General features: G+C 40.1%; 31 protein-coding genes, 3 tRNA genes and 1 other RNA gene. 11 read left to right on the top strand and 24 right to left on the bottom strand.

Annotation, left to right across the window (positions count from 1 at the left end):
- Position 1: 1 nt before the first annotated feature.
- From M0R36_03820 to polX, 3 genes are all read right to left on the bottom strand, one after another.
- The gene (locus M0R36_03820) at positions 2-1,192 is read right to left on the bottom strand and encodes a hypothetical protein (protein MCK9554932.1); all 1,191 of its coding nucleotides are present in this window, start codon (positions 1,190-1,192) and stop codon (positions 2-4) included.
- A gap of 16 nt (positions 1,193-1,208) precedes the next feature.
- Positions 1,209-1,850, bottom strand: a complete 642-nt coding sequence (gene nth, locus M0R36_03825; protein ID MCK9554933.1) for an endonuclease III — start codon at positions 1,848-1,850, stop codon at positions 1,209-1,211.
- A 309-nt stretch (positions 1,851-2,159) separates the two neighbouring features.
- Positions 2,160-3,887: a DNA polymerase/3'-5' exonuclease PolX gene (gene polX, locus M0R36_03830; protein ID MCK9554934.1), complete on the bottom strand. Its 1,728-nt coding sequence runs from the start codon at positions 3,885-3,887 to the stop codon at positions 2,160-2,162.
- 82 nt (positions 3,888-3,969) lie between these two features.
- On the opposite strand from polX, the gene folE reads away from it, so the two are divergent.
- From folE to M0R36_03845, 3 genes are read left to right on the top strand one after another with little or no spacing between them, the layout of a single operon-like run.
- Positions 3,970-4,524: a GTP cyclohydrolase I FolE gene (gene folE / locus M0R36_03835; protein MCK9554935.1), complete on the top strand. Its 555-nt coding sequence runs from the start codon at positions 3,970-3,972 to the stop codon at positions 4,522-4,524.
- A 5-nt stretch (positions 4,525-4,529) separates the two neighbouring features.
- Positions 4,530-5,255: a cytochrome c biogenesis protein CcdA gene (locus M0R36_03840; protein MCK9554936.1), complete on the top strand. Its 726-nt coding sequence runs from the start codon at positions 4,530-4,532 to the stop codon at positions 5,253-5,255.
- A 13-nt stretch (positions 5,256-5,268) separates the two neighbouring features.
- The gene (locus M0R36_03845) at positions 5,269-5,583 is read left to right on the top strand and encodes a hypothetical protein (GenBank protein ID MCK9554937.1); all 315 of its coding nucleotides are present in this window, start codon (positions 5,269-5,271) and stop codon (positions 5,581-5,583) included.
- Positions 5,584-5,589: 6 nt separating this feature from the next.
- Here the strand turns inward: M0R36_03845 and M0R36_03850 are convergent, their stop codons facing one another.
- The 10 genes from M0R36_03850 to M0R36_03895 form a co-directional block, all read right to left on the bottom strand.
- Positions 5,590-5,844, bottom strand: coding sequence for a hypothetical protein (locus M0R36_03850; GenBank protein MCK9554938.1), 255 nt, complete (start codon positions 5,842-5,844; stop codon positions 5,590-5,592).
- A gap of 34 nt (positions 5,845-5,878) precedes the next feature.
- The gene (locus tag M0R36_03855; protein MCK9554939.1) at positions 5,879-6,811 is read right to left on the bottom strand and encodes a thiamine pyrophosphate-dependent enzyme; all 933 of its coding nucleotides are present in this window, start codon (positions 6,809-6,811) and stop codon (positions 5,879-5,881) included.
- Between the two features lie 9 nt (positions 6,812-6,820).
- Positions 6,821-8,008, bottom strand: a complete 1,188-nt coding sequence (porA, locus tag M0R36_03860; GenBank protein ID MCK9554940.1) for a pyruvate ferredoxin oxidoreductase — start codon at positions 8,006-8,008, stop codon at positions 6,821-6,823.
- A 24-nt stretch (positions 8,009-8,032) separates the two neighbouring features.
- On the bottom strand, positions 8,033-8,359 hold the full coding sequence (locus M0R36_03865; protein ID MCK9554941.1) for a 4Fe-4S binding protein: 327 nt from the start codon (positions 8,357-8,359) through the stop codon (positions 8,033-8,035).
- On the bottom strand, positions 8,359-8,940 hold the full coding sequence (locus tag M0R36_03870) for a 2-oxoacid:acceptor oxidoreductase family protein (protein MCK9554942.1): 582 nt from the start codon (positions 8,938-8,940) through the stop codon (positions 8,359-8,361). The genes M0R36_03865 and M0R36_03870 overlap by 1 nt, the downstream gene beginning before the upstream one ends.
- Positions 8,941-9,082: 142 nt before the next feature.
- Positions 9,083-9,682 carry a recombination mediator RecR gene (gene recR, locus M0R36_03875; protein MCK9554943.1) on the bottom strand — a complete coding sequence of 200 codons (600 nt, stop codon included), beginning with the start codon at positions 9,680-9,682 and terminating at the stop codon, positions 9,083-9,085.
- A 29-nt stretch (positions 9,683-9,711) separates the two neighbouring features.
- Positions 9,712-10,026 carry a YbaB/EbfC family nucleoid-associated protein gene (locus tag M0R36_03880; protein ID MCK9554944.1) on the bottom strand — a complete coding sequence of 105 codons (315 nt, stop codon included), beginning with the start codon at positions 10,024-10,026 and terminating at the stop codon, positions 9,712-9,714.
- Complete coding sequence (dnaX, locus tag M0R36_03885; protein ID MCK9554945.1) at positions 10,027-11,694, bottom strand: DNA polymerase III subunit gamma/tau; 1,668 nt, start codon at positions 11,692-11,694, stop codon at positions 10,027-10,029.
- Between the two features lie 26 nt (positions 11,695-11,720).
- An RNA gene (gene ffs / locus M0R36_03890) (signal recognition particle sRNA large type) lies at positions 11,721-11,986 on the bottom strand.
- Positions 11,987-12,033: 47 nt separating this feature from the next.
- A tRNA-Arg gene (locus tag M0R36_03895) sits at positions 12,034-12,110 on the bottom strand.
- 1,080 nt (positions 12,111-13,190) lie between these two features.
- Here M0R36_03895 and M0R36_03900 point away from each other — a divergent pair.
- The 3 genes from M0R36_03900 to M0R36_03910 all read left to right on the top strand — a co-directional run bounded on the left by M0R36_03900 (position 13,191) and on the right by M0R36_03910 (position 14,628).
- Positions 13,191-13,649, top strand: a complete 459-nt coding sequence (locus M0R36_03900; protein MCK9554946.1) for a nucleoside deaminase — start codon at positions 13,191-13,193, stop codon at positions 13,647-13,649.
- A 336-nt stretch (positions 13,650-13,985) separates the two neighbouring features.
- A tRNA-Ser gene (locus M0R36_03905) sits at positions 13,986-14,074 on the top strand.
- A 140-nt stretch (positions 14,075-14,214) separates the two neighbouring features.
- On the top strand, positions 14,215-14,628 hold the full coding sequence (locus M0R36_03910; GenBank protein MCK9554947.1) for a hypothetical protein: 414 nt from the start codon (positions 14,215-14,217) through the stop codon (positions 14,626-14,628).
- Positions 14,629-14,633: 5 nt separating this feature from the next.
- Here the strand turns inward: M0R36_03910 and M0R36_03915 are convergent, their stop codons facing one another.
- Positions 14,634-14,939 (bottom strand): hypothetical protein, encoded by a 306-nt coding sequence (locus M0R36_03915; protein ID MCK9554948.1) that lies wholly within the window; start codon positions 14,937-14,939, stop codon positions 14,634-14,636.
- Positions 14,940-15,055: 116 nt separating this feature from the next.
- Between M0R36_03915 and M0R36_03920 the strand changes: the two genes are divergently transcribed.
- On the top strand, positions 15,056-15,427 hold the full coding sequence (locus M0R36_03920; GenBank protein MCK9554949.1) for a PilZ domain-containing protein: 372 nt from the start codon (positions 15,056-15,058) through the stop codon (positions 15,425-15,427).
- Positions 15,428-15,447: 20 nt separating this feature from the next.
- The gene (locus M0R36_03925; protein ID MCK9554950.1) at positions 15,448-15,657 is read left to right on the top strand and encodes a hypothetical protein; all 210 of its coding nucleotides are present in this window, start codon (positions 15,448-15,450) and stop codon (positions 15,655-15,657) included.
- 11 nt (positions 15,658-15,668) lie between these two features.
- Here the strand turns inward: M0R36_03925 and M0R36_03930 are convergent, their stop codons facing one another.
- A complete protein-coding gene (locus M0R36_03930; GenBank protein MCK9554951.1) occupies positions 15,669-16,034 on the bottom strand; it encodes a PilZ domain-containing protein in 366 nt (121 codons plus the stop codon).
- A 281-nt stretch (positions 16,035-16,315) separates the two neighbouring features.
- Here M0R36_03930 and M0R36_03935 point away from each other — a divergent pair.
- A tRNA-Ser gene (locus M0R36_03935) sits at positions 16,316-16,403 on the top strand.
- Between the two features lie 229 nt (positions 16,404-16,632).
- The gene (locus M0R36_03940) at positions 16,633-17,547 is read left to right on the top strand and encodes a tyrosine-type recombinase/integrase (GenBank protein ID MCK9554952.1); all 915 of its coding nucleotides are present in this window, start codon (positions 16,633-16,635) and stop codon (positions 17,545-17,547) included.
- Positions 17,548-17,624: 77 nt separating this feature from the next.
- Here the strand turns inward: M0R36_03940 and M0R36_03945 are convergent, their stop codons facing one another.
- From M0R36_03945 to M0R36_03970, 6 genes are all read right to left on the bottom strand, one after another.
- A complete protein-coding gene (locus M0R36_03945; protein ID MCK9554953.1) occupies positions 17,625-18,179 on the bottom strand; it encodes a hypothetical protein in 555 nt (184 codons plus the stop codon).
- An 88-nt stretch (positions 18,180-18,267) separates the two neighbouring features.
- Positions 18,268-21,381, bottom strand: coding sequence for an N-6 DNA methylase (locus tag M0R36_03950; protein ID MCK9554954.1), 3,114 nt, complete (start codon positions 21,379-21,381; stop codon positions 18,268-18,270).
- A 219-nt stretch (positions 21,382-21,600) separates the two neighbouring features.
- Positions 21,601-21,801 (bottom strand): helix-turn-helix domain-containing protein, encoded by a 201-nt coding sequence (locus M0R36_03955; GenBank protein MCK9554955.1) that lies wholly within the window; start codon positions 21,799-21,801, stop codon positions 21,601-21,603.
- A 250-nt stretch (positions 21,802-22,051) separates the two neighbouring features.
- Positions 22,052-23,071, bottom strand: a complete 1,020-nt coding sequence (locus tag M0R36_03960; GenBank protein MCK9554956.1) for a hypothetical protein — start codon at positions 23,069-23,071, stop codon at positions 22,052-22,054.
- 111 nt (positions 23,072-23,182) lie between these two features.
- The gene (locus tag M0R36_03965; GenBank protein MCK9554957.1) at positions 23,183-23,890 is read right to left on the bottom strand and encodes a hypothetical protein; all 708 of its coding nucleotides are present in this window, start codon (positions 23,888-23,890) and stop codon (positions 23,183-23,185) included.
- A 165-nt stretch (positions 23,891-24,055) separates the two neighbouring features.
- Positions 24,056-24,832, bottom strand: a complete 777-nt coding sequence (locus tag M0R36_03970; GenBank protein ID MCK9554958.1) for a hypothetical protein — start codon at positions 24,830-24,832, stop codon at positions 24,056-24,058.
- 337 nt (positions 24,833-25,169) lie between these two features.
- On the opposite strand from M0R36_03970, the gene M0R36_03975 reads away from it, so the two are divergent.
- Positions 25,170-25,427 (top strand): hypothetical protein, encoded by a 258-nt coding sequence (locus tag M0R36_03975; GenBank protein ID MCK9554959.1) that lies wholly within the window; start codon positions 25,170-25,172, stop codon positions 25,425-25,427.
- Positions 25,428-25,433: 6 nt separating this feature from the next.
- Here M0R36_03975 and M0R36_03980 read toward each other — a convergent pair whose 3' ends face one another.
- From M0R36_03980 to M0R36_03990, 3 genes are all read right to left on the bottom strand, one after another.
- Positions 25,434-25,658, bottom strand: coding sequence for a helix-turn-helix domain-containing protein (locus M0R36_03980; GenBank protein ID MCK9554960.1), 225 nt, complete (start codon positions 25,656-25,658; stop codon positions 25,434-25,436).
- A 16-nt stretch (positions 25,659-25,674) separates the two neighbouring features.
- Positions 25,675-26,151 (bottom strand): hypothetical protein, encoded by a 477-nt coding sequence (locus tag M0R36_03985; protein ID MCK9554961.1) that lies wholly within the window; start codon positions 26,149-26,151, stop codon positions 25,675-25,677.
- A 164-nt stretch (positions 26,152-26,315) separates the two neighbouring features.
- Complete coding sequence (locus tag M0R36_03990; protein ID MCK9554962.1) at positions 26,316-26,489, bottom strand: hypothetical protein; 174 nt, start codon at positions 26,487-26,489, stop codon at positions 26,316-26,318.
- Between the last annotated feature and the right edge of the window lie 142 nt (positions 26,490-26,631).

Consider the following 26,631-nt stretch of genomic DNA (forward strand, 5'->3'; position numbering starts at 1 on the left):
ATCAGCCGAACACTTTATCCTTAAAATCGGGCACCCTGTTTATAAGTTTCCGCCAATCAGCGGCAAAATCGCCGTATTTTTTAAAGCGGTCATCTTCCTTCTCATAATCACTTTCAATCTTCGAAAGGATATCATCAACTTTGCCGGAAAAACAGTTTTCCTGAGCATCGCCGTGCCTGGATTTTAAAAACGCCGCCGATGATCTTATCCTGGGAATAAGGCCGCTTTCCAGAAACTTCCCCGGATACGGCTGAAGTGACGTAATGTACACCCTTGTGAATCCTCCCGGGTCCTCACTCTGTGTCCTTATCTTTTTTCTCATATGTATAAAAGAAGCCGCATCTTTCCTGAACCTGTCATATTCCCCGGCCTCATCATATGTTCCGGTTCCCGCAGCCAGAAACTTACCGCATATGGCAATTCCCGCGCCGTTCATTTTTGCCGAAATCATATAATCGGTATCTTCCCGGCTTTCAATAAAAGGGTCGAAAGGCACTTTCTCAAACAATTTCCTGTGAAGGACCATACATCCGCCAAAATCAACTCTTTCCCCGTCGGGGATAGCGCCGCCGCCGGAGCGCTCATAAAGCTCTTTCACGGTGTTTTCTTCATCCCATGAACAGCCTTCCGCGTCAGGAAAACCGCCATATTTTTTTCTACGCGTAAAACCCAGCACACCGTAGATGATACTTTCATCTTCAAGCCTTTTTTCAATTTTTTCCGCCGCGGCGTCCAGCGAAGGTTTTGAATCGATAAGATTAGGCCCGTCTACAAGGACTATGATTTCCGCGCCGGCGATATCCGCCGCAAGAAGCCCGAGGTTTTTCACCTGTGAAGGGTTGCCCGGCTCCACATATTTTGTCAATTCTCCGTATCCGTTTATGGTCAGGATATCTCTTACCCTCGTCATTTCCCTGTAACTGAAAACCTTTATGTCGAGGCTGCCTTTCAGCGGGCCGGTTATCTCCCTCACTTTTTTCTGGGCCTTCAGATCGTAAGCCTTATGGTTCGACACCCCGACAACTATAACTGAAGCTTCGGGTTCAATTCCGGCAATCGCGGCGAGGATTGAAGGAAGGCCGTTTTCGGCGTCAATCGGCGTAAAATAACCGAACGCATAATCTTTCTTCATATTTTCCGCGCTGTTTGAAGGCGGCCCCCAGTAAGACAAAATCACAAAAGTTTTTTTCAATGTTTACCTCCGTACGTCAGGGTTTTTCTGTTTTTTCGGGATAAGAACATATTTTAGCGATACTGCATTTATAACAAACAGGCCTGCGGGCCCTGCACACCCTCCTGCCGTGAAAAATAAGCAGGTGGGAAAACATAGTCCACTTAGTTTTATCCAGGATTTTCATTAAATCAAATTCTATCTTTACCGGGTCTTTTTCCTTTGTCAGGCCGATCCTGCCGGACAGCCTTATGACATGAGTGTCTACAACTATGCCCGGAATCCCGAAAACATTTCCGAGTATGACATTTGCCGTTTTCCGTCCGATACCCGGCAGCCCGGTCAGCTCTTCCATTGCAGACGGAACCTTTCCCCCGTGTTTCTCCACAATACCTTTGCAGCAGGCAATAATATTTTTTGCTTTGTTCCTGAAAAAACCCGTGCTTTTAATTTCCTGTTCGAGTTCATGCCGCGCCGCATTTGCGAATGCCGCGGCGGTTCGATATTTCTTAAACAAGCGCGGGGTAACGATATTAACCCTCTCATCCGTGCACTGGGCGGATAATATGGTGGCAACCAGCAGCTGAAGCGGGGTAGAGAAGTTAAGCGCTGTTTTAGCGTCCGGATATTCTTTTAAAAGCAAACCGTATATTTTCTTGGCTCTGTCCTTCAGTTCCATGAATTTCCCCATTTCGAACAAATCTATTAAACGCTGATTTACGCTGAAAAAATTATGATTAAAATACGAAAAAACTCTTGAAACTTTTTAACCACAGATAGCTCAGATAATCACAGATAAAACTTTTAAATTTTTATTATATAATTTTTACTCTCTCTTTGTTCTTTTTACTATCCCCGCCTAAGGCGGGCAAGTGTGTAAATCCCTGCCTGCCGCAGGCAGGTGTTCAGTATTTCGGATTCAGCGCTTAGGATTTTCTTATATTTTCTAATCATATCCTTCCTGTGCCGTATCTGTATCCTGTTTTAATTACCGCTTTTTAATATTATCGAAAAATTTCTTAATTTCATCGGCCGACATAGTATTCAAAACATCTTTTTTCTCAAGCCAGCCTTTTCTCGCGGCTCCCACGCCGTAAATTATATCATCCAGGCCGCCGGCATTATGGGCATCGGGATTGATTGATACGGGTACGCCGCATTCCTTCGCCAGTTTACAGAATCTCCAGTCCAGGTCAAGTCTCTGGGGATGAGAATTAAGTTCTATGGATTTCCCTTCCGAAGAACATGCTTCTATTATTTTTTCAACATCAACTTCGTACCCTTCCCGCGTCAGCAAAAGCCTCCCCGTCAGATGTCCGATCATTGTTGTATATGGGTTTTTAACCGCTTTTATTATTCTTTCAGTCATATCTTCCTTTGTCATCTTAAATTTTGTGTGAATGGAAGCAATCACAAAATCGAATTTTTCAAGCACGGCTTTATCGTAATCTATGCTGCCGTCGGGGAAAATATCGACTTCAATGCCTTTGAATATCCTGAGGTTTTTGGTTTTCGCGTTCAACGAGTCTATCTCTTCCCATTGTTTCCTGAGTTTATCCTCGTTCAATCCGCCGGCATAATAAGCGCTTTTTGAGTGATCGCATATTCCGATATATGAATAGCCTCTCTTTTTTGTTTCGGCCGCCATATCCTCAAGCGCAGTCGACCCGTCCGAATAAGAAGTATGGACATGAAGAAGGCCTTTTATGTCTTTTTCTTCGACAAGGCGGGGTATTTTCCCGTTTGAAGCCGCTTCTATTTCACCCCTGTCTTCTCTTAGTTCGGGCGGAATAAAAGATAAACCCAGGGCGGTAAATATATCTTTCTCATTTTTGCACGGGATATTTTTACCTTTCCTGAACAGGCCGTATTCGTTCATTTTCATGTTTTTTGCTTTGGCCAGAGACCTCATTGCCGTGTTATGCTCCTTGCTTCCGGTAAAATGATGCAGAGCGTACGGGAATTCCTTATCCGACACAACCCTTATATCGGCATTTATCCCCATGTCCAGTTTAACGCTGGTCTTTGTGCCGCCCCCGGCTATAACATCCTTCACGCCTTCCAAAGACGCGAAAATGTTCATAACCTTTTCGGAATCAGACGCGCCGGCGACAATATCTATATCGCCTATCAATTCTTTTTTTCTCCTTAAGCTCCCCGCTATTTCTATTCTCTTAATATTGCCCTTTCCCTTTTTCTTCAGAAGGCCCTGTATCCTGACCGCTTCCCGCAACGCGTCGGATACCAGGAATTTATTCCGGTTCGAGCTGAGGTACTGAATTCCCTTGAGGATGTTTTCCTGCGTTTTGCCGCCAAACCCGTCTAAAGACGCTATTTTGTTTTTCCTGCATGCTTCTTCCAGGCCCCGCACGGTTTTTATCCCGAGCTTTTCATAAATCGCCCGGATTTTTTTTGGCCCAAGCCCTTCTATGGAAAGCATCTCCGTCATTCCCGCTGGAATCGAGCCCTTAAGCTCATCATAGTATTTGATATGTCCGGTCTCTGAAAATTCTTCTATCCTTTCAGACAAGCCTTTGCCTATGCCCGGTATGCCGGAAAGACTTCCTTCTTTCACGGCTTTTTCCAGCGGACCATGGTACTGTCCTATCGCTCTTGCGGCGTTATGATAGGCTCTGACCTTAAAAGGATTTTCACCTTTAAGCTCTAAAAGCGTTCCGATACTTTCCAATAATTCCGCTAATCTGTCTTTATCCATATTTTACTTATGTATTTTACCTGATTATTGTATAATGTCTTTTACCAAATTAAACTATTTTTTGCAAATCTCAAAAAATATTATGGAAAAACTCATAGAACAACTTTTAAAAGAACTCGGCGAAGACCCGAAAAGAGAGGGCCTGGCCAAAACTCCTTTAAGGGTAAAAGAGTCTCTTCTATTCCTGACAAAAGGGTATAGGGAAGACCCGAATAAACTCCTGTCAGAATCCGTGTATGAGGAAAAATATGATGAAATGGTCATTCTGAAGGATATAGAAATGTTCAGCATGTGTGAACACCACCTGCTGCCGTTCTACGGCAAATGCCATGTCGCGTACCTGCCGGATAAAAAGGTCATAGGATTGTCTAAAATACCAAGGCTCGTTGAAATTTACAGCCGCAGGCTTCAGGTGCAGGAAAGACTGACCACCCAAATCGCGCAAACCCTTCAGGATGTAATAAAACCGCTCGGAGTGGCCGTAGTCATAGAAGCCTTTCATCTCTGCATGGCAATGAGAGGGGTGGAAAAACAAAACGCGTACTGCACTACAAGCGCGATGCTCGGCGCTTTCCGGTCGAACAGCAAAACAAGGATGGAATTTATCAACCTGCTCGGGGCAAGAAAGAACTTTTAATTCATATGGAACAGGAAATAAATGTTACATACTTTCTGGCATTTTTTTACGGGTTCCTGTCTTTTCTTTCGCCCTGCATTTTCCCTCTTATCCCGTCCTATATATCTTTTATGACAGGAACTTCGATTGACCAGTTGTCATCTTCGGGCAACAGGTTGAAAAATCTTCTGACCATGATCTTCAGTTCCCTGCTTTTCATACTCGGATTTTCCCTGGTATTCATCAGCCTGGGCGCCTCAGCTTCAATAATAGGGACAGCATTTTTCGGCGCTAAAAGAATTATTGAAATCATAGGCGGCCTGCTGCTTATCGTGCTCGGTATCCATATGAGCAGGCTGGTAAACATACCTTTTCTTAATTTCGAAAAAAAAATCCATATCAGGAAAAAACCTTTCGGTTTTCTCGGCTCTTTTGCTTTAGGCCTTGTTTTCGCGGCGGGATGGACACCGTGTCTCGGGCCGCTTGCCGCGGCGGTTATAACATTCGCAAGCCAGACTAAAAGTATTTCCCAGGCTGTCTTGTTAATGCTGATTTTCTCGCTGGGAATAGGGCTGCCTTTTATGATCGTATCGGTCGGGCTGCAGAGTTTTCTTCAATTCAGCTCTTTCCTGAAAAAATACCTTGGCAAAATCCAGGTAGCATCAGGCGTGCTTATACTGCTTACGGGAATCCTGTTTATCAGCGGCAAATTTGAACTGCTGACATCCTTTATAACCAATCTTTTTTATTAAACGGAGGTTAATCATGAAAGTCATAGCTGTGTTATCCTGTTTTATTCTGTTTGTGCTGGCCTTCACGGACTGCATGCCGGAAGAAAGAATTATCCGCAGGACCTATCGTTCGGGCGGACCTTTTTATGAATCCGAAGAGATAGTTACAACAGAGTATGCCCCCGTAACACGCTCTTCGCGCACAACAATAATAGAGCGCCCCGGCGAAACAGTGGTGATTTATCCTTCAAGAAGGGTTAGAGTAAACCCGAACAGAGGCTATATTTACCAGACCGACCGTTACTCGACTTCTACAGTCACGCAGGAAACTGTCGAGATAGTAGAATAGGATAAATCAGTGCAAGCGGTTATTTTTAGGAAGAAAGAAAGTTTGTTCCTGGGTTGATTCCGAAATGTCTTCCAGTATATCCGCGATTTCCTCAAAATTGATTTCGCCTGCGGGCGAGTCAAAAAGAAGAAACGATATCATGTTTTTTATCTTATCAACAGCTTCTTCAAAATTGCTGCCACGGGCCGAAACACCGAGTTCGGGACAATGAACTTCAAAACCCGAACCTTCTTTTTGGCTGACTTTTATTGAAAAACGCATTGTTATCTCCATTTAGTGAAAAGAACCTGTTAATTTATTCATTAGTGCATTTGCACATCTTTAAAACACCCTGCCATGCCTGGTCCGTATCTTTCTGAATCTCTTCAAGCAAATGTTCATTCCCTTTTTTGAAGAGATGCCTGAACCGAGCCTGTAACTTTAAAAATTCAGATACGGGTTTTTTCCGGTCTTTTGGATCGTACGTCAGTGTATACTTACCGTTTTCAACTTCATATAAAGGCCAGAAACATGTTTCTTTCGCGAGGCGACCTATTTCAATCGTTTTACTGGGATCGTATCCCCAGCCGAGACGGCAGGGTTGAAATACATTAATGAATTTCGGCCCTGTTATGGAAAGAGCTTTTTCCACTTTCTTTGTAAGATCCGCCCATTCGCCGACGACTGTCTGCGCGACATACGGCACATGATGCGCGACAAGCACCGCGGTAAGGTCTTTTCTTTTCTGTGATTTACCCTGTTCGACTTTACCCGCGGGCGCTGTTGTCGTATTCGCGCCTTTCGGAGTAGCGCTCGACCTTTGTATGCCCGTGTTCATATAAGCCCCGTTATCATAACAAACATAAAGGATATCATGGCCTCTTTCCATTGCCCCGGAAAGCGATTGGAGCCCTATATCATATGTTCCGCCGTCACCGCCGAAAGCGATAAATTTCAGATCTTTATCGTATTTTTTCTGTTTTTTCAATGATTGATAACAGGCTTCGACGCCGCTTACGGTCGCTGCCGCATTTTCAAACGCGCTGTGTAAAAAAGGGACGTTCCACGAGGTGTAGGGAAATATGGTGGAAAACACTTCAAGACATCCCGTCGCATTCACGACCACTGCATTCCCGTCCGTAGCCATCATTACCTGTCTTGCCACTATAGCGGCCCCGCATCCCGCGCAACCGCGGTGTCCGTTCGTAAAAAATTTAGGTTTTTTCGCCAATTCCTTTAAAGTAGCCATTTTCTTCTCCTATTCCCTAACACCAAGATAGGTGACATTTTCATCAAATTGCTTTTTTGCCCGGGCTAAATCATCTATATCATTATATATCGATTCAAGTTCGCTAATCTGTACGTCTCTGCCTCCTAAACCATAAACATAAGAATGTATTTTGGGTTTCCTGTCATTATTATAAAGAGCCGCTTTTGTCTCAACGGCAAGAGGCCCTTCAAGCCCGCTCATAGCGTCGGACCTGTCCATTATAGCCAGAGCTTTAAGACCGGAAACGACCTGCGCCAACTCATCGGCGGGGAAAGGCCTGAAAACACGCATTTTTATAAGCCCTACTTTTTTGCCGGCCTTTCTCATGTTATCAACCGCGACTTTTGCCGTTCCCGTTAATGAACCCATTGCAAGAATGGCGACATCGGCATCATCAATTTTGTAAGTGTCAAAGAAACTGTATTTCCTGCCGAACTTAGTCCCGAATTCTTCGCAGCACTCTTTAATAACGCCCTTTGCCCTGCGCATAGCGTCAATGGCAACCATCTTATGCTCGAAATAATAATCCTGCAGGTCAAGACACCCGATCGTTATCTTTTTCTCCGGATTCAAAAGCCATGTTTTCGGGTCGTATTTGCCTATATACTTTTTAACCTCTTCATCGGGTATAAGATCTATATTCGCCATGCAATGGGAAATAATAAAACCGTCGGTAGAAACCATCATGGGCAGTCTGATTTTTTCCGCTATTTTAATGCCCATCAATATACTGTCATACGCTTCCTGCGCATCCTCGCAATAAATCTGCATCCAACCTGAATCCCTGACAAACATCGTATCCGAATGGTCGCAATGGATGTTTATGGGAGCCGAAATTGTCCTGTTTACTTCAGGCATCACTATGGGAAGCCTGAGCGAGCTCGCGATAGGAAGCATCTCGGCCATAAGCATAAGTCCCTGGCTTGAAGTAGCGGTCATACACCTGCCTCCCGCGGCGGCGGCTCCTATTGTAGCGCTCATCGCAGAATGTTCGCTTTCCACAGTTACAAACTCGGTATCAACCAGCCCGTCGGCGACAAATCCGGCGAATATCTGGGCGATTTCAGTCGCGGGAGTTATGGGATATGCTGCTACTACGTCAGGATTAATCTGGCGCATTGCCTCAGCCATTGCCTCGTTTCCCGTCTTGGCGACTGTTAACTTTTTATCAGCCATGTTTTTGCTCCTTTTTACAAAATTCTATTTCTGAAATTTTTTTTCATCTTCCATAATTATAGGGCGCTTGGAAACATCGTCTTTGCCTTTTCCCTTGTTTACGGGGCATTCATTCGCGCATATCCCGCAGCCTTTACAGTGATCGTAGTCATAACCCGTAACTTTACCGTCTTCCACTATTATCGCCGCATCGGGACAGACAACCCAGCAGGTAAGGCATTGGATACAATTTTCCTTGTGGAAAACCGGCCTTTGGCTCCGCCAGTCGCCGGTTTTGAACTCAGCAGATGTGCCTGCTTCTATCGAATCAGCATCCGGAAGTTCTTTCCATCCCAATTTTCTCTTTTCCATCAGCTTTTTACCTCCTCATAAGCCCTTTTGATAGCTTTAAGGTTCCCATCAACTACTTCAGGCTTGTTCCTGAATTTCTTTTCGAGCTTTTTCTTCATATCCTCAAGAACATGTTCTATGTTAAGTTTGCCGTAAACTTTCACAAGGGCTCCCAGCATCGGGGTGTTGGGGATATCCCGCCCTATTTCCTTTTTGGAAATGCCCGAAGCGTCCACCGTGTAAACCTTGATGCCCTTGTCCTTAATTTTCAGTTCTTCCGCAATTTTTTCAGGTGTCTTTTCGGTGTTGATTATTATCGTGTCCCCTTTATCCAGACCCTGAAAAACATCGACGGTAGCGATCAGTGTCGGGTCAAGAACGACAACTATATCGGGATTGGTCACGCCGCAATGCAGGGTAATGGGTTCCTGGCTTATCCTGTTAAACGACTGGACAGGAGCTCCCATTCTTTCGGGACCGTATTCCGGGAATGCCTGGATATGCTGACCAAGACTCATAGCAGCTTCGCCAAAAAGCAATGCTGCCGTCTTGGCGCCCTGTCCTCCCCGCCCGTGCCACCTTATTTCAGTAAGATTGCCCATATTAAATCTCCTCACAATTGTATTTTATATTGCCGGATTATATTTGAATGATAGAAAAATATCCCGTAACGTTATCACGAGCCGATTATTTAGTCAAGCCCCTTATTTAACTGAATTTTTTAAATATATTTTCCGGAACCGGTTATATTTCCCGCCTTCCTTCAAGAGCTTTTGATATCGTTACCTTATCCACATAATCAAGCAGTCCGCCTACGGGCAAGCCGAACGCTATCCTTGTTACTTTAACTTTGAACGGCTTGATTTCTTCGGCAAGATAAACGGAAGTGGCTTCCCCGTCAACATCCGAATTAGTCGCAAGAATAACTTCTCTGAATTTTCCCTTCTTAATTCTTCCCAGAAGCTGTGTTACCGTAAGGTGTTCGGGGCCTATCCCGTCAAGAGGAGAAATCCTTCCTTTAAGGACATGATAAAGCCCGTTGTAATCCGAAGTCGCTTCAATCGAATATACTTCTTTCGGCTCTTCGACGATACACAGCATGTTCCTGTCCCTGGTTTCGGAAGAACATATATCACAAATATCGCCGTCGGAAAAAGAGTGGCACAGCATGCATTCCCTGACGGAAGAAAAAACGTCGTTTATTGAACCGGCAAGAGCAAAGGATTCTTCTTTCCCTCTTCTGAGCATATCGAGCGCTATCCTCTCGGCGCTTCTTTTGCCGATTCCGGGAAGCTTTTGCAGCTCTGATATCAATTTTTCGATAGATTTGGGATAACCGGGCATAATTTTACCAGATTCCTTTAAACAGGTCTTTACATCAAACCGGGAAGACCGCCCGCAGGGCCGGAAAATTTTCCCATAACTTCCTCTGACGCTTTCCCTGCTTTGTCCTGGGCGTCACGCAGCGCGGCAAGCACAAGGTCCTGCAGCATATCCACGTCGTTATCTTTTAAAACTTCCGGGGATATTTTAACATCCTGTATTCTGAGTTCGCCGTTACAAGCCACTTTAACGGCGCCGCCGCCGGCGCTGCCTTCAACGGCAAGCTCTGATAATTTTCTTTGCGCTTCAAGCATATCTTCCTGAAGTTTTTTTGCCTGCTTCATCAGTTTTCCGAAATTAGCCATTTATCTCTCCCTTCCGAGCTTGACATCCGTTATCTGAGCATTAAAAAGGTCAAGAATCTGATTGACATGAGGATCTTTTTTGACTTCCTGTAACATCCCTTTGCCCTCTTCAAGCGGTTTTTCCGCCGGGGCAATATCAACTTTGCCGTTAAAATCAAATGTCACGGAGAGGGCCGATCCCAATCTCATACCGAACTGCCGCTCGATAATTTTAATGTTTTCAGGGGTTTTGAGCGCGTCCAGATGTATCTTCTGGAAATCTTCGTCAAACCCGATTACAAGGTTTTCTCCGTCAAACATTAAAGGCTTTCCTTCCACAAGATACGCCTTTAAAATAGGTTTCATGCGGCTTATTCCGGCAATCGCTTCATGCCATATATTTTTAACCTGTTTAAGATTCTCGTCCCCTGATGTATTTGACGCGTTTACGGGATATTCGGTTGAAGGTTCTTTTAAGAATTCCGGTTTTTCATCGGGGATTTGCTTTTTTTTTGAATGGACGGGAGTTCCGGCATCAGAAACATTGATTTTTTTTCTGAGGTCTTCAAGTTTTTGCACAAGTTCATCAATGGGTATTCTCTGTCTTGTTTTTACCAGTTCCAGCATCCTGACTTCCAAAAATGTCTTTACGGAAAGAGAACTGCTTATTCCCGCTTCGGTATCGATCAGCAACATTATAATGTCATTCAAGGTGTCCATGCTCAGTTTTTCGGATACAGCGCGGAAGGCGGCGGCTTCTTCCTTACCAACGCCCAGTTCATCCATATTCAAAGCAGATGCCTTTATCATAAGCACCGTACGGAAATATTCTATAAGCCCGCCCAGAAATGTTCCGGGGTCTTTCCCCTCATCAAAAACCTTTTCAACCAGTTTCAATATCTCGGGAGATGCGCCCTCAACAATCGCGTTTGCGACTTTATCGATCAGATCCTTCTCCACAACCCCAAGCATGGATACAACATCCTGTTCTTTAATATCAGAGTTAGTGAAGGAGACTATCTGATCCAGAATAGATTCCGCATCTCTCATGCTTCCGTCAGCAAACCTGGCAATCATAGACAAAGCGTTTTTTTCCGCCTTTATCTTATCGTTTTGCGTTATCCTGTTTAATTTATCGGCGATAATGTTTACGGGTATTTTCCTGAAATCAAGGCGCTGGCAGCGCGAACGTATGGTCAAAGGAACTTTAAGCGGCTCTGTTGTGGCAAAGAAAAATTTAACATGGGGAGGCGGTTCTTCAAGGGTTTTAAGAAGCGCATTGAACCCTTCTTTTGTAACCATATGGACTTCATCAATGATATATACTTTGTATTTTCCCCGCGCAGGCATATACTGAACGGTTTCGCGAATATTCCTTATGTCGTCTACCTTGTTATTCGAAGCTCCGTCGATTTCAATGACATCCATGCTGCTGCCGGATGTTATTTCCAGACAGCTCGGGCACTTGCCGCACGGTTCGGCATCTTTGGGTTGGCTGCAATTCAAGACTTTCGCGAATATCCTTGCCGTGCTCGTTTTTCCGATGCCCCGGGGCCCCGAAAGGAGATAAGCATGCGCTATCCTGTCATATTTGATGGCATTTTTCAGCGTCTTGACTATATGTTCCTGACCGGCAATCTCATCGAACTTCTGCGGTCTCCATTTCCTCGCAAAAACTAAATAGTCCATTTTTCCCCTTAAAATATTTTTCTAAGCCGTGCACCCGGCTTTGAGATCTGACGAAGCTTCTTTCGCAGCTCTCTCGCTCCGGCCAGGCAAACCCGCGACATAAGCAAATTTTTGCTTACCGCTGCTTCCTTCCGGACCTGACGGGGTTCACAAATATGCCTTCCGCGGGACCCGACTTTCACAGTTCGAGAAACTGTTTCAAAAGTATCCGCCGAAACCCTCCACCAGGAATTAAACCCTGCTAAAGCGGGTTGCAGGTTACAGGGCACCGCTACCTCCCCGTCTAGCACGGCAAATTTCAATTTCAAAGAAATAACATTTTCGATTATATCATAATTGTGGCGCGCCCGAGAGGATTTGAACCCCTAACCTTCTGGTCCGTAGCCAGACACTCTATCCAATTGAGCTACGGGCGCAACCCAAAACATTCGCTACCCGAAAACCTAAAATTTTATAAAACCGTTAATATTACACCCTTTTTTCACCCGCCAATGCTTTGTGGCGGGCTACGGGCGCTCCGCGAAACTGTAACTTATGGAACATCAGTGAACGTAAGTTGCCAAGTTGAGCGAATCCCCAGCGTTTTGATTTGCAAAGCAAATCAGCAGGGGAAAGAAACCTATAATAAAGAACATAAAAACCTTTTTAAACCACAGATTACTCAGATACACACAGATAAAAAAGCAAAAACTTAGAAATCATTAAGATTTTTTAGTTCTACCAAAATAGTGCTCAACTGTTAAACTTAATGCGCTTTTTCCCACAAAAGCGATTAAGGGTAACATAACCGCAATAAAAAAATCAAGCCAGTATTGATTTGCCTTTAACGCCTGATATTTTAATGTTTTTTAAACCGGACGGCTTGACAGAAACGGTGTTGAGTCGTATATTTATGTAACCGGTTACATAACGTGCAAGGACTGAAGCTGACTTGACAAACAGGATTCCATCATTATATTAAAGGATAACTGTCGAAACGTTTTTATGAGAAATCCGGATACTATGAAAATTATAACTGGGATCTTTTTCACTTTTATTTTTCTATTTTATGGCTTATACGCGGAAGCCTTTGATATTAATGGCTATGATTCTGCCCGTCATGACAGGTTTAACCAGGGATTTATGTATCAAATCCCCAGAATAATCTCTTGTTCTATCTGTCTTCATACGACCGGTCTGGAGCAGGATGGGAAACCAACTCTCCTTAAAGAAGCATAGCCATGTTTTTCGTTCTTCCTGATAAAAACAGTTTTTATTTGGATTTCACGGGTTATTTTATATAATATTTACAGGTAAATTATGCGGATAAAAATTTTATATATGATTTTCCTTTTAACTTTTATTGCCGCGGTTTTTTTATGCGCTTTTTCCCTGAAAGAAAAAATAAGCGGCACACAAAATTCTGTCTCCTTCCAAATCGAATTCCTTAAAGCTAAATAAAAATCTTTAAAACTCTTCTACATTTTAGCCTTTATTTTTTGTATAATCCTTTGCCTATGACATTAATAAAACCGGATTACATGGCTGAAGCCCTCAAGGAAGCTGTGAAAGCTTTCGACAAGGGGGAGGTCCCTGTAGGCGCCGTGATAATAAACAGGTACGGGAGCCTGATTGCAAGAGCGCATAACCAGTCCGAGACATTAAAGGACGCAACCGCTCACGCTGAAATGATAGCCATTACACAGGCCTCAAACGCGATAGGCGGCTGGCGGCTGGCGGACTGCACAATGTATGCAACAAAAGAACCCTGCACGATGTGCGCGGGAGCTATTTTTTTATCCAGAATAAAAAAAGTCGTTTACGGGTGCCCGGAGAAAAGGTGCGGGGGGCTCGTTCAGCTTATTAAAACGGGGAAGTTTCCCGAAATAGAAGCTTCGCTTGAAATAGAGTTTCAGGAAAACCGCGCCTGCGCGGAAATACTGGAAGAGTTCTTTGAGAAATTGAGGAAAAAGTAAAAAACAAAAATAATAAATATTTAAATTAAATTTTTTGTATTGATAGTATTTATCTGTGTACATCTGTGTAATCTGTGGTTTAAAAAAAGCTTTTTATGCTCTTTTTTATGAGTTTCTCCCCCCTATTGTTTTACTTCGTAAAACAAAGAATTGGGGGTATGTTCAACTAAATAACTTACGTTTACTTCGTTCCATAAGTTACAGTTTCATGAAGCAAGATGTTTTATGATAAATTAGGGCTCACCCCCTACTGATTTGCTTCGCAAATCAAAACGTTGGGGGTCCGCTCAACTTGGCAACTTATGTTCATTAACATTCCATAAGTTACAGTTTCGCGGAGAGGTGGCAGAGTGGCCGATTGCGCCGGTCTCGAAAACCGGTTCCCGCTTTGCGGGACCAGGGTTCAAATCCCTGCCTCTCCGCCATTCCGCCACAGGCGGAATGGCGGAACAATTGAAAATTGAGCAATAGATAAAAACAAGATTTTCAATTGTGGTCTATTTTCGATTTCTCTATTGTTCGAATAAATCAGTAAACACAACCAAGCCCCATAAAAAGGAAAATAATGAACAACAAATGCAAAAACTGCAGTGAATATAAAAGATGCAAAGACACTTTTGCATCGTGGATATTTTTTATCATCGGATTAATCGCGACAATCGCTATGCGCCTTGTAACGGTATTCATACATCTTAACCCTCTATACGGCAAACTGGCATGGTATGTAGGCGTAGGCGGCTTTTTTATCTTCTTTGTTTACAAATTCAGGGTAAATAAAGCCCGGGGGGAACTACTGGAAAAAAATAACTTAATAGACAAACTCCGCAATAAAGAAACTCTTTCAAGCGAAGATTCTCAATTAATAAGTTCCGTATTGTGCGGCATTAGATCCGCTAAAGAACAGATAAATTATTTTGTTATCTTCATTCTTTCGGCAGTAGCCATGGCTGTAGCTGTATATCTTGATTTTATCAGGTGAAAAATCTAATCGTCGGAGGTTATGCCGTATCCGGGGCCGGGCGAGTCATAAGGTTTGGGCCCGTCATTTATCTCAACGGCTGAAGGCTGGTTGACCGGGCTGTCTTTCCCAAACGGCATCGCGTCCAGCCCTTTTTCCACCGAAGGGATATCCGGCTGGTTGTAGGACCCGAACGGTTTGGGACCCGAACCTTCATGATCTGAAGTGCCTTGCACAGACTGTTCTTCCATCATCGTTTCCCAATCTTCAGAGAAAGATGCGCCAGAAATAATAAACGCAAAAACTAAAAAAAAGAAAATAACTCTGCTCATATTTATATTCTACCAGAATTTCCTGATTATGCGTGAAAATTATAAAAGTTTTTTCTTGTAAGAAACCGCAACAAAAAATAGAATTATATAGTTATACATTTATGGGGGGAAGGGAAATGATCAAACAACCCAAGCTGGTTGTTAAAGGTCGTCGTAAAGTCAGCCGCCTGAAAGTCCGCGGTAAAATAAAAATACTGGAAAAATCCCTATTCGCGAAAACCGAACCCTTCGAAGTAAAGATGTATGACATATCCGAAGGCGGCGCGAAGATAGTCTCGGAAAAACAATTAAAATCAAAACAGGAAGTAGTCCTTTCTTTTCAGACAAAAGAAATGATAAAACCGATTGAAATGAAAGGGGTTATCCTCTGGACAAGAATCCTGAAATCGGATAATAAGGATTACACGCTCGCCGGATTAAAGTTTACCTCACAAAATGGGAAACTATTCGAAAGAGTAGCGACAATGTTATACGCAAGGATGTTATAATCTTCCCGGGAAACACTGTTATGAAAGAAATAAAATGCCCCATCTGTAATAAAAGGATATCAAGCGATGTTCTTACCGTTAAACTGCACACGGAAGAACATATTGTCGAAGAAGTTAAAAAAAATCACCCTGAGTGGATTGAAAAAGACGGCGTATGCCCTATATGCCTTGAGCACTACAAGAAACTCTTCAGGAAAAAAATCGATTCCCATCAGAAGAAGAAGCGGTGAAAACCCCGCTTTCAGGCCATATTCGCGATAAGCATTGTGGCAACCCTGTCAAATATAGCTCTTGTCGCGTTCTTAAACGCAATTCCGGCAACGGTAAACCTCTTTTCCCCGGAACTTGCCGGACGCGTCCAGCAAACCCTGCCTTTGATTATAATGGGCACTATCATATCCCTTCCCTGAAAATGAAGATTCACATCACAGGAATCCTTCAGGGGAGATGGAACCGCGACTTTAACACCGGCTTCGCATATGTCAAAAACCCGGGCGCTCATAAAGTAGCCTTTTGAAAAAAGTTTTTCCTCCCGCAGGCGGATTAACCCTTTAACATTCATCCTGCTCTTTCTGCGTCTTTCATAACCCCTGATTACTTCTTTCATAGTTTCGCCTCCTTTCCCCACAATGTCACCTTTATATAACACGCGGAGAAGGAGTTGGAAATTACAAGATCCCGCTATTTTTGTAATGCCTAACTCGTAACGATAGAACAATATACACTTGCATTTTTGTCTATGCCGTGTTAAGTTAATTTCCCGTTGGGGCAGAACCTGCCTGAGGGCAGAGTTATTGAGATAGTAACCCGCCACAAAGCGTAGGCGGATAAACATACAATTTGTCTAAACCAATTGCTCTTTTTTTATAATATAATTGTTTTACAAACGGAGGAGTGACAGAGTGGCCGATCGTGGCGGTCTTGAAAACCGTTGTCCCTCACGGGACCGTGGGTTCGAATCCTACCTCCTCCGCCATTACTTTTTATCACGCCATAACATATCCTATTGACAAGCATTTACAGAAATGCTATTATACCAAATAAGTTGATGTGCCCATGTTGTGCCCATAAAATGGATATGAAAATGTGATGAAATAATGGCTACTCTCCGAAAAAGAAAAAATGCTTATTACATAGATTACCGCGTTAGCGGACGCCGGCACCGCAAAGCCGTAGGCAAATCTAAGAAGATAGCCGAACTCGCCTTGAAAGATATTGAAGTAAAACTCGCCAAGAACGAAATAGGTATAATTGAAAAAGACCACCAGTTAAACAAACTTTTTGAAGAATTCCTAAATTACACAAAAACAAATAATGCTCCTGTCACTCACCGGCGTTACCATGCAATCATTAATAACTTCAAGAACTATATAAAACAATACCCGTTTATCACAAAAATATCCCATCTCAGCCCCAAATTATTAGAAGACTATAAATCCCATAGGAAAGAGCTCGGCGCTTCTAATAGAACTGTAAATATGGAGCTTCAGATGATTAAAACCACGCTTAATTTGGCTATTAAATGGGGGTATTCAAAAGAGAATCCGGCTATAAATATAAGATTTCTTAAGGAAGATAAAAATAAAAAGGCACGTTTCCTTTCAAAAGAAGAATGTCAGATTCTTTTAGAAAAGTGCGACAAATCCCTATATCCCATTTTCTATACCTTTCTGTACACTGGAATGAGAAAAGCAGAATTGGAAAATCTTAAATGGGATGACATAGACTTTGAAAGGCGAAAAATTAAAATCCGCATTAAAGATGACTGGAGGCCCAAATCCTCTGAAAGGGAAATACCTATAAGCAACGGTTTATACGATGTTCTTAAGAAACAGGAAAACCTTAAAAAAGGCCCCTATGTATTTCATTATGCCGGTGATAAAATACCGCCTAACAGCTTAAGAAAGAAGCTCCTGCGCATTACAAAAAAGTGCGGTTTTCCTGAGGTAACAAAAATCCATACTCTAAGGCACACTTTTGCAAGTCATCTGGTTATGAACGGCGTGGATCTGCCAACCGTAAAGAAGTTGATGGGCCATTCGGATATAGCAATCACTATGATATATTCGCATTTAACAGATGATCATGTTGATAAGGCAGTGGAGAGGTTGGATTTTTAGGTCAAACCACAAAATCAAATGCTTAGTACAAGTATCGCTTCTAAAATGGATGGGGTTTGATTAGTTAAATTACTTTGTTACATATTCTCATATAATGCCTTAATTCTATTTTTCCCAGAAATCAATTTTAGCATTTCATGACTATCCGTTGTAAAACTTTGGGGGAAACCGGATAAATGTAAAAACTTAGAGAATTCTTCTTTATCATTCAATAAATTTGGGTATTTGAGACCAAACCATAGTTCAAACATTATTGCTGAAGTTGATTGTTTGTATTTTAAATGTATATTTGATGTTAAGTGTCTGTAGAGATAACAAGCTTCGTAGATATGAAAGGATAAGGCTTCCGTATCATAATCTAAAATGTCGTTCAAATCTCGATCAGCATGTTTGCAGAAATTTTGGGCTTTATGAAGATGTTCAATCCATTTCCCTTTATATTCAGATTTAACTTTATCTGAATCATGTAAAGGGGCTTGAATACCTCTTGCCTTTCCAATAGCTCTTAGAATCCCTATCACAGCACCTATTAACGTTTCAATTATCATAGGATGAGCATGGTCAAAAAATAAATATATGGCCTCAGTTAATTGTATTTCCGCAACTTCAATTTTTGATAATTTTAATTTCATAATTTATTTTTATCTAACAATGAATATCCACCTATCGTTTTTTTAAATAATTTTATTGCCGGGGTTATTTCACAAAACAGCTATTATTCTATTTTTTAATTTTTTCCATTTTAGGATAGATTTCATCTATCATTTTTTGAATTTTTATGGTTTTGCTCAGGGCTGTAACAATGCGACAATAGTATGGTGCATCATCCATACTTCTCCCTTTTCTGTCTTTTAAATATTTTTGTAACACCTGGTATCCGCCTATGTGATAATGCCAGACTTTTGGGACAACGCCTTCAAAATATTTATCCTTATTAATGTAAATGCGCTGTTCTTTTTCATTAAAAATAATCTTTTCAATGCAATCATTAGAACCACTCCCCTGATATTTTGCAACAGGTAGATCGAGTAGCGGACTTTTGAGCAAATGTAGATCAGCCAGTTCTTTGCCCATTTTTCCCATTTTTTTAAACAGGACATAATCAACGGTAAATGGCACGCGCGGAAAATCAATCTTTAGAAATTCGGCATATGTTTCGCGATAGATGTTACTGTAGAACACGCCGTAAACGTAGTAGAGAATCTCTTCAGGTGTGGGTTTCTTTTTATAAACGGATTTTAACTTTTCAAAAAGGGCTTGTGAAATATTTGGCTCTTTTTCGGTTTGATGCTGATTGAAAAGATCTTTTTTGTTCTTATCAGGATACAGATATAAGGGGAATAGATAGTTTATATCATAAGCACTAACAGTCTTGTGTCCGATTATATTTTCAGTTACTAAAGCACCCGGTTCTTCCTTAAATTGTCGTGGTGTAATAAGACCAATATTTTTTTTCAACATATGACGCATATATTCGGGTCTTCCCCAATCCACCATTTTTTCAGTGTAATAAATCGTTCTGATGTCAAAAGGGCGATAAAGAAATTTTTGATAATAGGAATCCCAGTCCAAATCTTCAGATAATTTTTTTCTTGCCGATGATATTTTCCAGCCTCTTGTATCTTTAAGATTATAAGCTTGCTCAATTATTTCATCTGAAAGAGCAAGGTTTCTAAATTGAAGTATTCTGTTTCTGATTTCGTTTTTATTAAAGCCAATTACAAACTTGTCTCGGGCCGTAACAATTCCGGTAACATTAACCGGAAATATTTCATCAATCCTTTCCCATTCTAAATATCGCTGTATATTCGAAGTATTTCTGGGAATAAAAAAATACCAGGGGGAAGTAGGTATAATTTCATGATAATTTTTTACATTAAACTCATTGTTATCCAGCCAATCATATTTTTCCTCTCTTAATCCATATTTATCCATATGAAAAACTCTTGGCTTTTTGGCTTTTTTATTTTTGATAAACAGAGCAATCATTACCCCCTGGCGTATATCAAATACATTTTCATCTTTTCCGCCTTCGGGTGTAATTTCTTTTTTCAGGTTGTTGCCATGCAGATCAAGAATATAAATTTCATCAAAAGTTTTCGTTAAACTCTGTCGCATGCCGCGAAACGTCGGGTTGTCCAAATAACTGTGATTGGTAATCATACCCACGATTCCATATCCAGATGTCTGGATTTTCCATTGGGCAAAACGCAGAAATTTGACGTAATCATCCTGAAGCCATAATTTTTTCTCGCCAAGCGGGTGCTCGTCTACTTTATAATAACTTTGCGTACCGTCAATATCTTCTTTTAACAATTGTTCTGTCCATTTATTGATATTGGCGGAAATACCACTGTAGGGCGGATTACCTAAAATTACTAGCACTGGTTGTTCTTTTTTTACTTTGCTCGCCAAATGGCTTTCTTCGCTTAAAGAACTTAATCCTGGAATGGCAATCTGTTCGATTTCTTCCATTTCTAGCGTATTGGTCAGGTAGAGTTTAAAGCGCTCGTTATCAGCCATTTTATAACCGAGTTCATCAAAAATAAATCCCATTTTTAAATGGCCGATAGCATAGGGTGCCATCATCAGTTCAAAAGCATAAAAGTTGGCAAGGATATGTTTGCTAATCCAGCGCTGCAAGCCACCTGCACCAAATTTTTCCTTGAATTCAGCGGCTGCTAAACGAATCGCTTCGGCAGGAAAGGTTAATGTCCCACCCGCTGGATCGAGCAATTTTATATCCTTATTGGCAAGACCATCTGCCAAACCAAAATGCGATTTTAAAAGGGAATGTATGGAACGGACGATATAACTGACCACGGCTTCCGGCGTATAATACACGCCACGACGTTCGCGGATTTCGGGATCATAATTAACCAGAAAAGTTTCATAAAAATGAATAATTGGGTCTCTGCCTTTTCCTGTCCGGCGATATTCATGCAAGATTTTATTAACATCAGTAACCTGTAATATTTCAGCAATATCTTCAACCATAATTTGTAATGCTTTGGGCGGTTCTTCCAGAGAGATAAAGCGAAAAACATCGCGCAAGATACCAATGGTATGGGGAATATAATCAAACGCCACTCGGCGATTAAATTCCTCTCCATCAATAGGTGACCTAGTTCGAGACGCAAAAAGGCCATAGGTAATGGTTTGGGCATAAAGATCGGCAAACTGTTTTTCAGTTAGTGTCCCAATCAAATATTTCTTGAAAGCCTCATAGAAACCAATGATTTGTTTATGTCCTTTACTATTGGTTTTGTCAATCTCCACAGCGATAACTTCATCTCGCAGAAAACGGGTGCGTTTGGCCAATTCAATGGCCAGCGAACGTGCCGTTTGAACTTTTGGCAGGGAGAAAGAAAAAAATGTTTCAAATAATTCTTTGAATTTCTCAACATTTTCTAGTGGGGGCGGAGTTTTTAATTTTTGAGCAATAATCGGGCGCCCGATCATCGCCTGTGCAATTCGTTGACCGTCGCGATAAAGCCGAAATTCATGAAAGTTGGTCAGAATAATGTTTGGGAAAGTGGAACAGTAACGTTTTAATTGTTCAGTGCCTTCGATATAATCTAGATTGGTAACGGAAGGATTTTTGGCTTCGATATATCCAGTGATATGGTTTTTCCCATCCCAAATGCGAAAGTCAGGATTACCTGCTTCTGTTTTTTTGGGCAGGATAGTAATATCAATATTTTTTATTTTTTGAATTTCTGTATACTTTTTAATTAAATCATTGAGATGTTTGTAATAGCTTTCTTCTCTGGCATCACCACGCTTGGTAGTATCTGTGAGGTGTTTTAGATATTGTTCCAATAATTTCTTCACTAAATAGTTTTCCTTTTGTAACAGAACTTAAACAATGGCAAAGATACATAAAACGGCTAAATCACTATTTTTATATCATACAGCAATTGGTATATGACTATCATTTTTTAAAAAAATTTTATTGCATTGATTTTAGCCCCATTTCTCGCTTTCTGTCAATTTATACTGAAATATATTTGCCCGAGGAAACTAAGCAAATCCCTTGTATTAATCTACGCCTTACATCTCAAACGAATCAATTAACCCCCTTATTGTAGGCTCAGGAAACCGCCAAACACCACCAACTCTGTAAACTTTTTTAATTCGACCTTCAGCTTTCCACAATTTCCACTTATTATAAACTGTCTTTTTACTTAATCTAAGCAATTTGGCAATATCTTCAAGGGAATATAATTGCTCAATCTTGGGTTTTTTATACACTTTCAGCCTCCTTTTCTGGAAAAAGGGCACAATGTAGGCACAAATTAGCGTTGCGTAATTATAGTATCTTTATTTGGAAGGTGTTCCAGACACATGCGGAAAATATATAATTCTAATATTTTGAGTTTAGCCGCATTGCGAAAAGTAGCGGAAAAAATGTCAGGTGGAACAATTTGTTATATATTCTTGTGCTTATTTTACCAACATTATTATTTCCAACGGTTTAAATAATCGCTTATCTTAATAGTATTTATTTCCCCGGTTCCAATTGATTTTGTTTTTTAATTATTCTATCCAAAGTTTTTTCATATTCTTGAATTTCATGCAAAGGAACATGAAGTTTACTTATTTGTGAATTTTCACATCCTTTTGTGAGCAACAATACACTATCAAACGAAGAGTTTTCAGGACCAACAATTCTATCCAATAAGGTTTTAAAATTTTTTAAATCATTTATTGGTACATAAAGCTTGTTTATGGGTGTCCCGCCAGAAAGCAGATTTGACTGGGTTGAAAAAATATCATATTGGTGGCCCACTATATTCTCAAGTACTTTTTTGAACTCTTGAATTTCTTTGATAGGCACTCGTAATTTATCAATTGGAGAATTGCTAACAAATGTTACAAAGTCATCGTTGCCAACAATGTTATTTAATATAGATTTAAATTTCTCAAGTTCTGAAACTGGAATAGTTTTTTGTTTTTTAAATGATTTAATTAAGTGTACTGATTCTTCAATAGCACCTTTCAAATTGAAAATACTTTTGTCTCTTTCTGCGAAATATGCAAGCTGTTCCTCTTTTGTTACGCTGATGTCTAAAAAATCTAATCTGACACCGTAGCAAATAGGAGAGTTAAGCAAGCTAGTGATACGTTCAATATGATAAATTTCTGTGTCCTTGTCGGTGTTTAGTTTTGAAAATATTTCTCTCTCTTTAACTGATATTTCCTGGTTCGTAACAAAAACAAAACCATCAGAGTTATGTTTAATTACCCCTTTCAAATCGTCATTGAATTTTTTCTTAATCTTAGCAAACTTTTGTTGGCCTCTTGGGAAGTAGCAACCACATACCCAACTCTTATCATCCTTTTTCGAAATAATGTCTTTTAAGTCGTCTCTTCCCCCAAGTGGGTGAGATGGATCAATTGATCTAAATCCGTCAGCTCTTAAAATATGACCGGATAAACGCTCAGATGCCTTCTGCCCTCTAGTCCATTCTTTAAGGCGAGCCCAAGTTTCGTCTCCTTTTTTTCTTCTATTTTCAGTCATATTCCTCCTTTACTCCTAACGGCTGAATACGCCACGTGGTAAAAACAACAGTTATCGCGAAACGCCACAAGCACCTATTCAACGTCCACTTCAGTGATTTGTTATATTAAATCAATTTTCAGCACGTTTAAAATTTTGAAAAAATTCCTCATTTTCTTTCTGTTGTTCTTTAAAAAGCTTATAATACCTAAAAATACATGCTCTATGTTTGTATATAATTATATGATTTGCATCCGTTAAAACATTTTTTCCATTAATTGGAACATAGATACCTGTTGCATTATGAAGATTATGCTTTGTTTGTATATAATTGTTTTCGAAGTCATAATCTACACCTTTAATCCAATGCATGCGTGCATAGTGCTTCCCATTTAAATCATAAGACGTATAAAAAACATCAACAGCAATAATTTTGTCTTTGAAATAAGTTCTAAATAGTGTTTTATCCTCATTCGGTTCAAATTTTGGAGCTGTCTCTTTGATTTTTATGATTGGCCATCCTATTTCTTGTATTGTTTTATAAAGGGGAAAGCACAAAACTAATACCAAGCAAATGTATGGCAAAATACTAGTTATTCCTTCAGATTTTTTCTCCAATATTTCCTTAATAGTATGTATTAAAATAGCAAAAACAAGAAATATGAAAAAAACTATCTTAAAGCTGTCAAACCAAGTATTTCCATAAATATAGCGTGCAATCACACAAATGATAAGATAAGAAACTAGAAAGATATAAAACATGCTTTTATTATAAAATTTTTTTTGGGCAAATAAAGTACTTTTCAATTTAGAGACTGTCCCGTCTTTTTTAATTTTCATCACCATATAACGACTGAAATCAGCGACGTTGCGAGCGCGTATGAATCAAAAAACTTGTTTTTTTGCGCAAGCCTTTATTCAACGTCCACTGGATTGATTTGTTATGTATTTTTGCTTAATACATATAGGGTTACAGCACTCCCGCTACTAGAGAGAAAGATAGTTTTAAATTTTTTCTACCAATAAATCCTTTACTAATGCTTTTTCATCCCCATTGTTTCTAAACCCAATTGTTCCATACTCTAAATCTATAGGGAAAGGAATTGTTACTGTTTCATTTTCTTTTCCAAATTTAAAAAGCACAGCTCCAGAAGGAATCTCCCATTTTTGAGTAAAAATAATATTATTTTTGTCTAATATCTTCATACTTATTATTTTTTTGTCGCACAAAATCTCACATTTATACCATGTATTTTTTAATAAAGCTTCACGAAATTCAAGCCCTGCATCTTTTGCTTCTTGAACCTTCCAACCACTATTAATTCTCAGATGAGGCCTGATTCCTTCACAGTTTATCTGCATCATAACATAATTAGACAAGTTTATTGCTCTTAGTATAATCCCTAAACACGTATTTATAATTTGAAAATCGAAAACTACTCTATAATCAGTCCAGGTAAAGATTTTTTGAAAAATAAATCCTGAATATGAACGTGTGATCATGTAGCTTTTATCAGTGCGAAAATATTCAAAGTTGCCTTCCCCAGCCCAATCATCTTTATCTTTTCTTCGATCAAAAGGAATATGAAAAAAAGCTCTCTCTTTCAGGCGAAAATATATCGTCAACACTAGGCCAATAAAGACAACCAATAATGATAATGACATTGAAATTTTAATATTATTCACAAAAATTAATGACACAGCCGTAAGAATAAATGATATTATTGCTGTAGCAATTTCATTTTTATATCTTTTTAAAAAATATTTTATTTTCTTTCCCATCACCCGTTTTCACTATTTTTTCACATAACTAATGATTATACGGATAAATTTCCGCATAAATCTTACCTTAAAATTACTTATAACCCTTCTAACAACTTAAATCAAGTGTATTTACAACATTATTGATAATTTCAAAGATAGTAAATATAGATTTCCGGTAAACTTCCCTGAAAAGGATTGAAAATGGCACATTATGGGCACAATTTTAGGGTACACATACATAACTTACTACTATATGGCAGGTTATGAATTAGGGCGTAGAGCTATCAATTCTCACCCCCATAAATTTGCATGAAAAATCTGATAATTTTTAATATAATTATTTTAGGGGTAAATCATGCCGGAATTAACCAAAGAAGAAGCTTTGACTATTGCCCAAAAGCATATTTCCTCTCATCTAAATAGCAATATCAAAATCACCTACATAGAGAATACGCTTCGCCACGGTAGACTTTATGCCACCCCAAAAGATTGCTGGTACATTTATTTTGATTCAAACCCTGATATAATAGGGCTTAAGAGTTCAGATCTAATCTGCATTTCAAAAAAGACCGGAGAAATAAAATATATGGGATCAGCCAGTGATGAGGGGTAAAACCATTTAAATATCAATTTTATATCGGGCTCTTCCGTTAACTCTTCTTTTCTGTATCCATTGAACCACCCTTGCCTCTTCAAACCTTATACATTTGCCCATACGAACATGCGGAATAAACCCTATATGCGCCCAACTGTAAACAGTTGAGCTTCGTATACTCAATTTCTGTGCTATTTCTTTCGCTGTAAGCAGGTCTTCCATAATATCCGTATCATTAAGTTTTGCCAAGTTCTTCTCTTTATGATTATTTTGTTTTTGCGTCTACGAGTTCAGCGTTTTTAGTCTGCTCAAACAGAATATTTATAATTATCTGGACGCCTTCACCAGATTCTTCTTTGCTTGATAACCTGCCTTTGAGCAATTGTGTGAGCTTTAATGCCGCAAGTCTAATGCTGTTATCGGGAACCATCCCAACACCCTTTTCATATTTCTCAGCTACCCGCAATTTCTTAAGAAGCTCTATGTCTGCTTCATCCGTTATGCCCATATGTTCAAGTAATGAATTGACCGTATAATCAAGTTTAATCAAGTTCTGGCTTGCTATAACGCTTGCAACATGTCTATTCTTGCAGTTGTAAACTCGCATAGCAACTTCAGTTGGAGAAATGCACTCTCCATTTGAAAGCGATTTAATTAACAAATTACGGAACAACGCTAATTTGAGAGCCGGTGTTGCCACCGCTGCTTTTCGATTTTGGTGCTTTGTTTTCTGCTTTTTCATTTTTGTCCTCCTTTTTGAAGTTATGCTGTTTTGCTGCTCCATAGTTAAGCTTGATTTCTTCAAACCCTAACTAAACACCGTATTTTTAAATTAAAAACTAACAGGTTCATGTCCTACGCATTTCCGCACTGTTTTTAATAAAACCTCATCTTAAGTTGATGATTTTATACGTTACCGGGCTTTTTATTGCCTATCCCCTTTCTATTTGGATTCCTACCCATTCTAAAAGGGTAAATCGGGCAATCTGTTATAGGGCACAACCTTATTTCCTTTAATTGCCCATTAGAGCAATCGACACATTTGGCTCTAATTGCTTTGATTGGTGTTAATGTTTTCATTGTTGAATACCTCCTAAATTTAAGCTCAACTGTACAAATTACAGAACTGTTCTGTAAAAATCTAAGAACTTTCAGCTTTCAATACCCCTTTCTTCTATGAAAATGTCAGAACTTTATATTTAACCCGTTTTTAAAATCTTCT

It is taken from the genome of bacterium, from assembly GCA_023228325.1.
Taxonomy (GTDB): Bacteria; Auribacterota; UBA6266; order UBA6266; family UBA6266; genus UBA6266.

Excerpts from the sequence above, each read along its gene's own strand:
- nth (MCK9554933.1), bottom strand. The coding sequence starts at position 1,850 with ATGGAACTGAAGGACAGAGCCAAGAAAATATACGGTTTGCTTTTAAAA.
- polX (MCK9554934.1), bottom strand. The coding sequence starts at position 3,887 with ATGGATAAAGACAGATTAGCGGAATTATTGGAAAGTATCGGAACGCTT.
- folE (MCK9554935.1), top strand. The coding sequence starts at position 3,970 with ATGGAAAAACTCATAGAACAACTTTTAAAAGAACTCGGCGAAGACCCG.
- M0R36_03840 (MCK9554936.1), top strand. The coding sequence starts at position 4,530 with ATGGAACAGGAAATAAATGTTACATACTTTCTGGCATTTTTTTACGGG.
- M0R36_03845 (MCK9554937.1), top strand. The coding sequence starts at position 5,269 with ATGAAAGTCATAGCTGTGTTATCCTGTTTTATTCTGTTTGTGCTGGCC.
- M0R36_03850 (MCK9554938.1), bottom strand. The coding sequence starts at position 5,844 with ATGCGTTTTTCAATAAAAGTCAGCCAAAAAGAAGGTTCGGGTTTTGAA.
- M0R36_03855 (MCK9554939.1), bottom strand. The coding sequence starts at position 6,811 with ATGGCTACTTTAAAGGAATTGGCGAAAAAACCTAAATTTTTTACGAAC.
- porA (MCK9554940.1), bottom strand. The coding sequence starts at position 8,008 with ATGGCTGATAAAAAGTTAACAGTCGCCAAGACGGGAAACGAGGCAATG.
- M0R36_03865 (MCK9554941.1), bottom strand. The coding sequence starts at position 8,359 with ATGGAAAAGAGAAAATTGGGATGGAAAGAACTTCCGGATGCTGATTCG.
- M0R36_03870 (MCK9554942.1), bottom strand. The coding sequence starts at position 8,940 with ATGGGCAATCTTACTGAAATAAGGTGGCACGGGCGGGGAGGACAGGGC.
- recR (MCK9554943.1), bottom strand. The coding sequence starts at position 9,682 with ATGCCCGGTTATCCCAAATCTATCGAAAAATTGATATCAGAGCTGCAA.
- M0R36_03880 (MCK9554944.1), bottom strand. The coding sequence starts at position 10,026 with ATGGCTAATTTCGGAAAACTGATGAAGCAGGCAAAAAAACTTCAGGAA.
- dnaX (MCK9554945.1), bottom strand. The coding sequence starts at position 11,694 with ATGGACTATTTAGTTTTTGCGAGGAAATGGAGACCGCAGAAGTTCGAT.
- M0R36_03900 (MCK9554946.1), top strand. The coding sequence starts at position 13,191 with ATGACATTAATAAAACCGGATTACATGGCTGAAGCCCTCAAGGAAGCT.
- M0R36_03910 (MCK9554947.1), top strand. The coding sequence starts at position 14,215 with ATGAACAACAAATGCAAAAACTGCAGTGAATATAAAAGATGCAAAGAC.
- M0R36_03915 (MCK9554948.1), bottom strand. The coding sequence starts at position 14,939 with ATGAGCAGAGTTATTTTCTTTTTTTTAGTTTTTGCGTTTATTATTTCT.
- M0R36_03920 (MCK9554949.1), top strand. The coding sequence starts at position 15,056 with ATGATCAAACAACCCAAGCTGGTTGTTAAAGGTCGTCGTAAAGTCAGC.
- M0R36_03925 (MCK9554950.1), top strand. The coding sequence starts at position 15,448 with ATGAAAGAAATAAAATGCCCCATCTGTAATAAAAGGATATCAAGCGAT.
- M0R36_03930 (MCK9554951.1), bottom strand. The coding sequence starts at position 16,034 with ATGAAAGAAGTAATCAGGGGTTATGAAAGACGCAGAAAGAGCAGGATG.
- M0R36_03945 (MCK9554953.1), bottom strand. The coding sequence starts at position 18,179 with ATGAAATTAAAATTATCAAAAATTGAAGTTGCGGAAATACAATTAACT.
- M0R36_03960 (MCK9554956.1), bottom strand. The coding sequence starts at position 23,071 with ATGACTGAAAATAGAAGAAAAAAAGGAGACGAAACTTGGGCTCGCCTT.
- M0R36_03965 (MCK9554957.1), bottom strand. The coding sequence starts at position 23,890 with ATGAAAATTAAAAAAGACGGGACAGTCTCTAAATTGAAAAGTACTTTA.
- M0R36_03970 (MCK9554958.1), bottom strand. The coding sequence starts at position 24,832 with ATGGGAAAGAAAATAAAATATTTTTTAAAAAGATATAAAAATGAAATT.
- M0R36_03975 (MCK9554959.1), top strand. The coding sequence starts at position 25,170 with ATGCCGGAATTAACCAAAGAAGAAGCTTTGACTATTGCCCAAAAGCAT.
- M0R36_03985 (MCK9554961.1), bottom strand. The coding sequence starts at position 26,151 with ATGAAAAAGCAGAAAACAAAGCACCAAAATCGAAAAGCAGCGGTGGCA.
- M0R36_03990 (MCK9554962.1), bottom strand. The coding sequence starts at position 26,489 with ATGAAAACATTAACACCAATCAAAGCAATTAGAGCCAAATGTGTCGAT.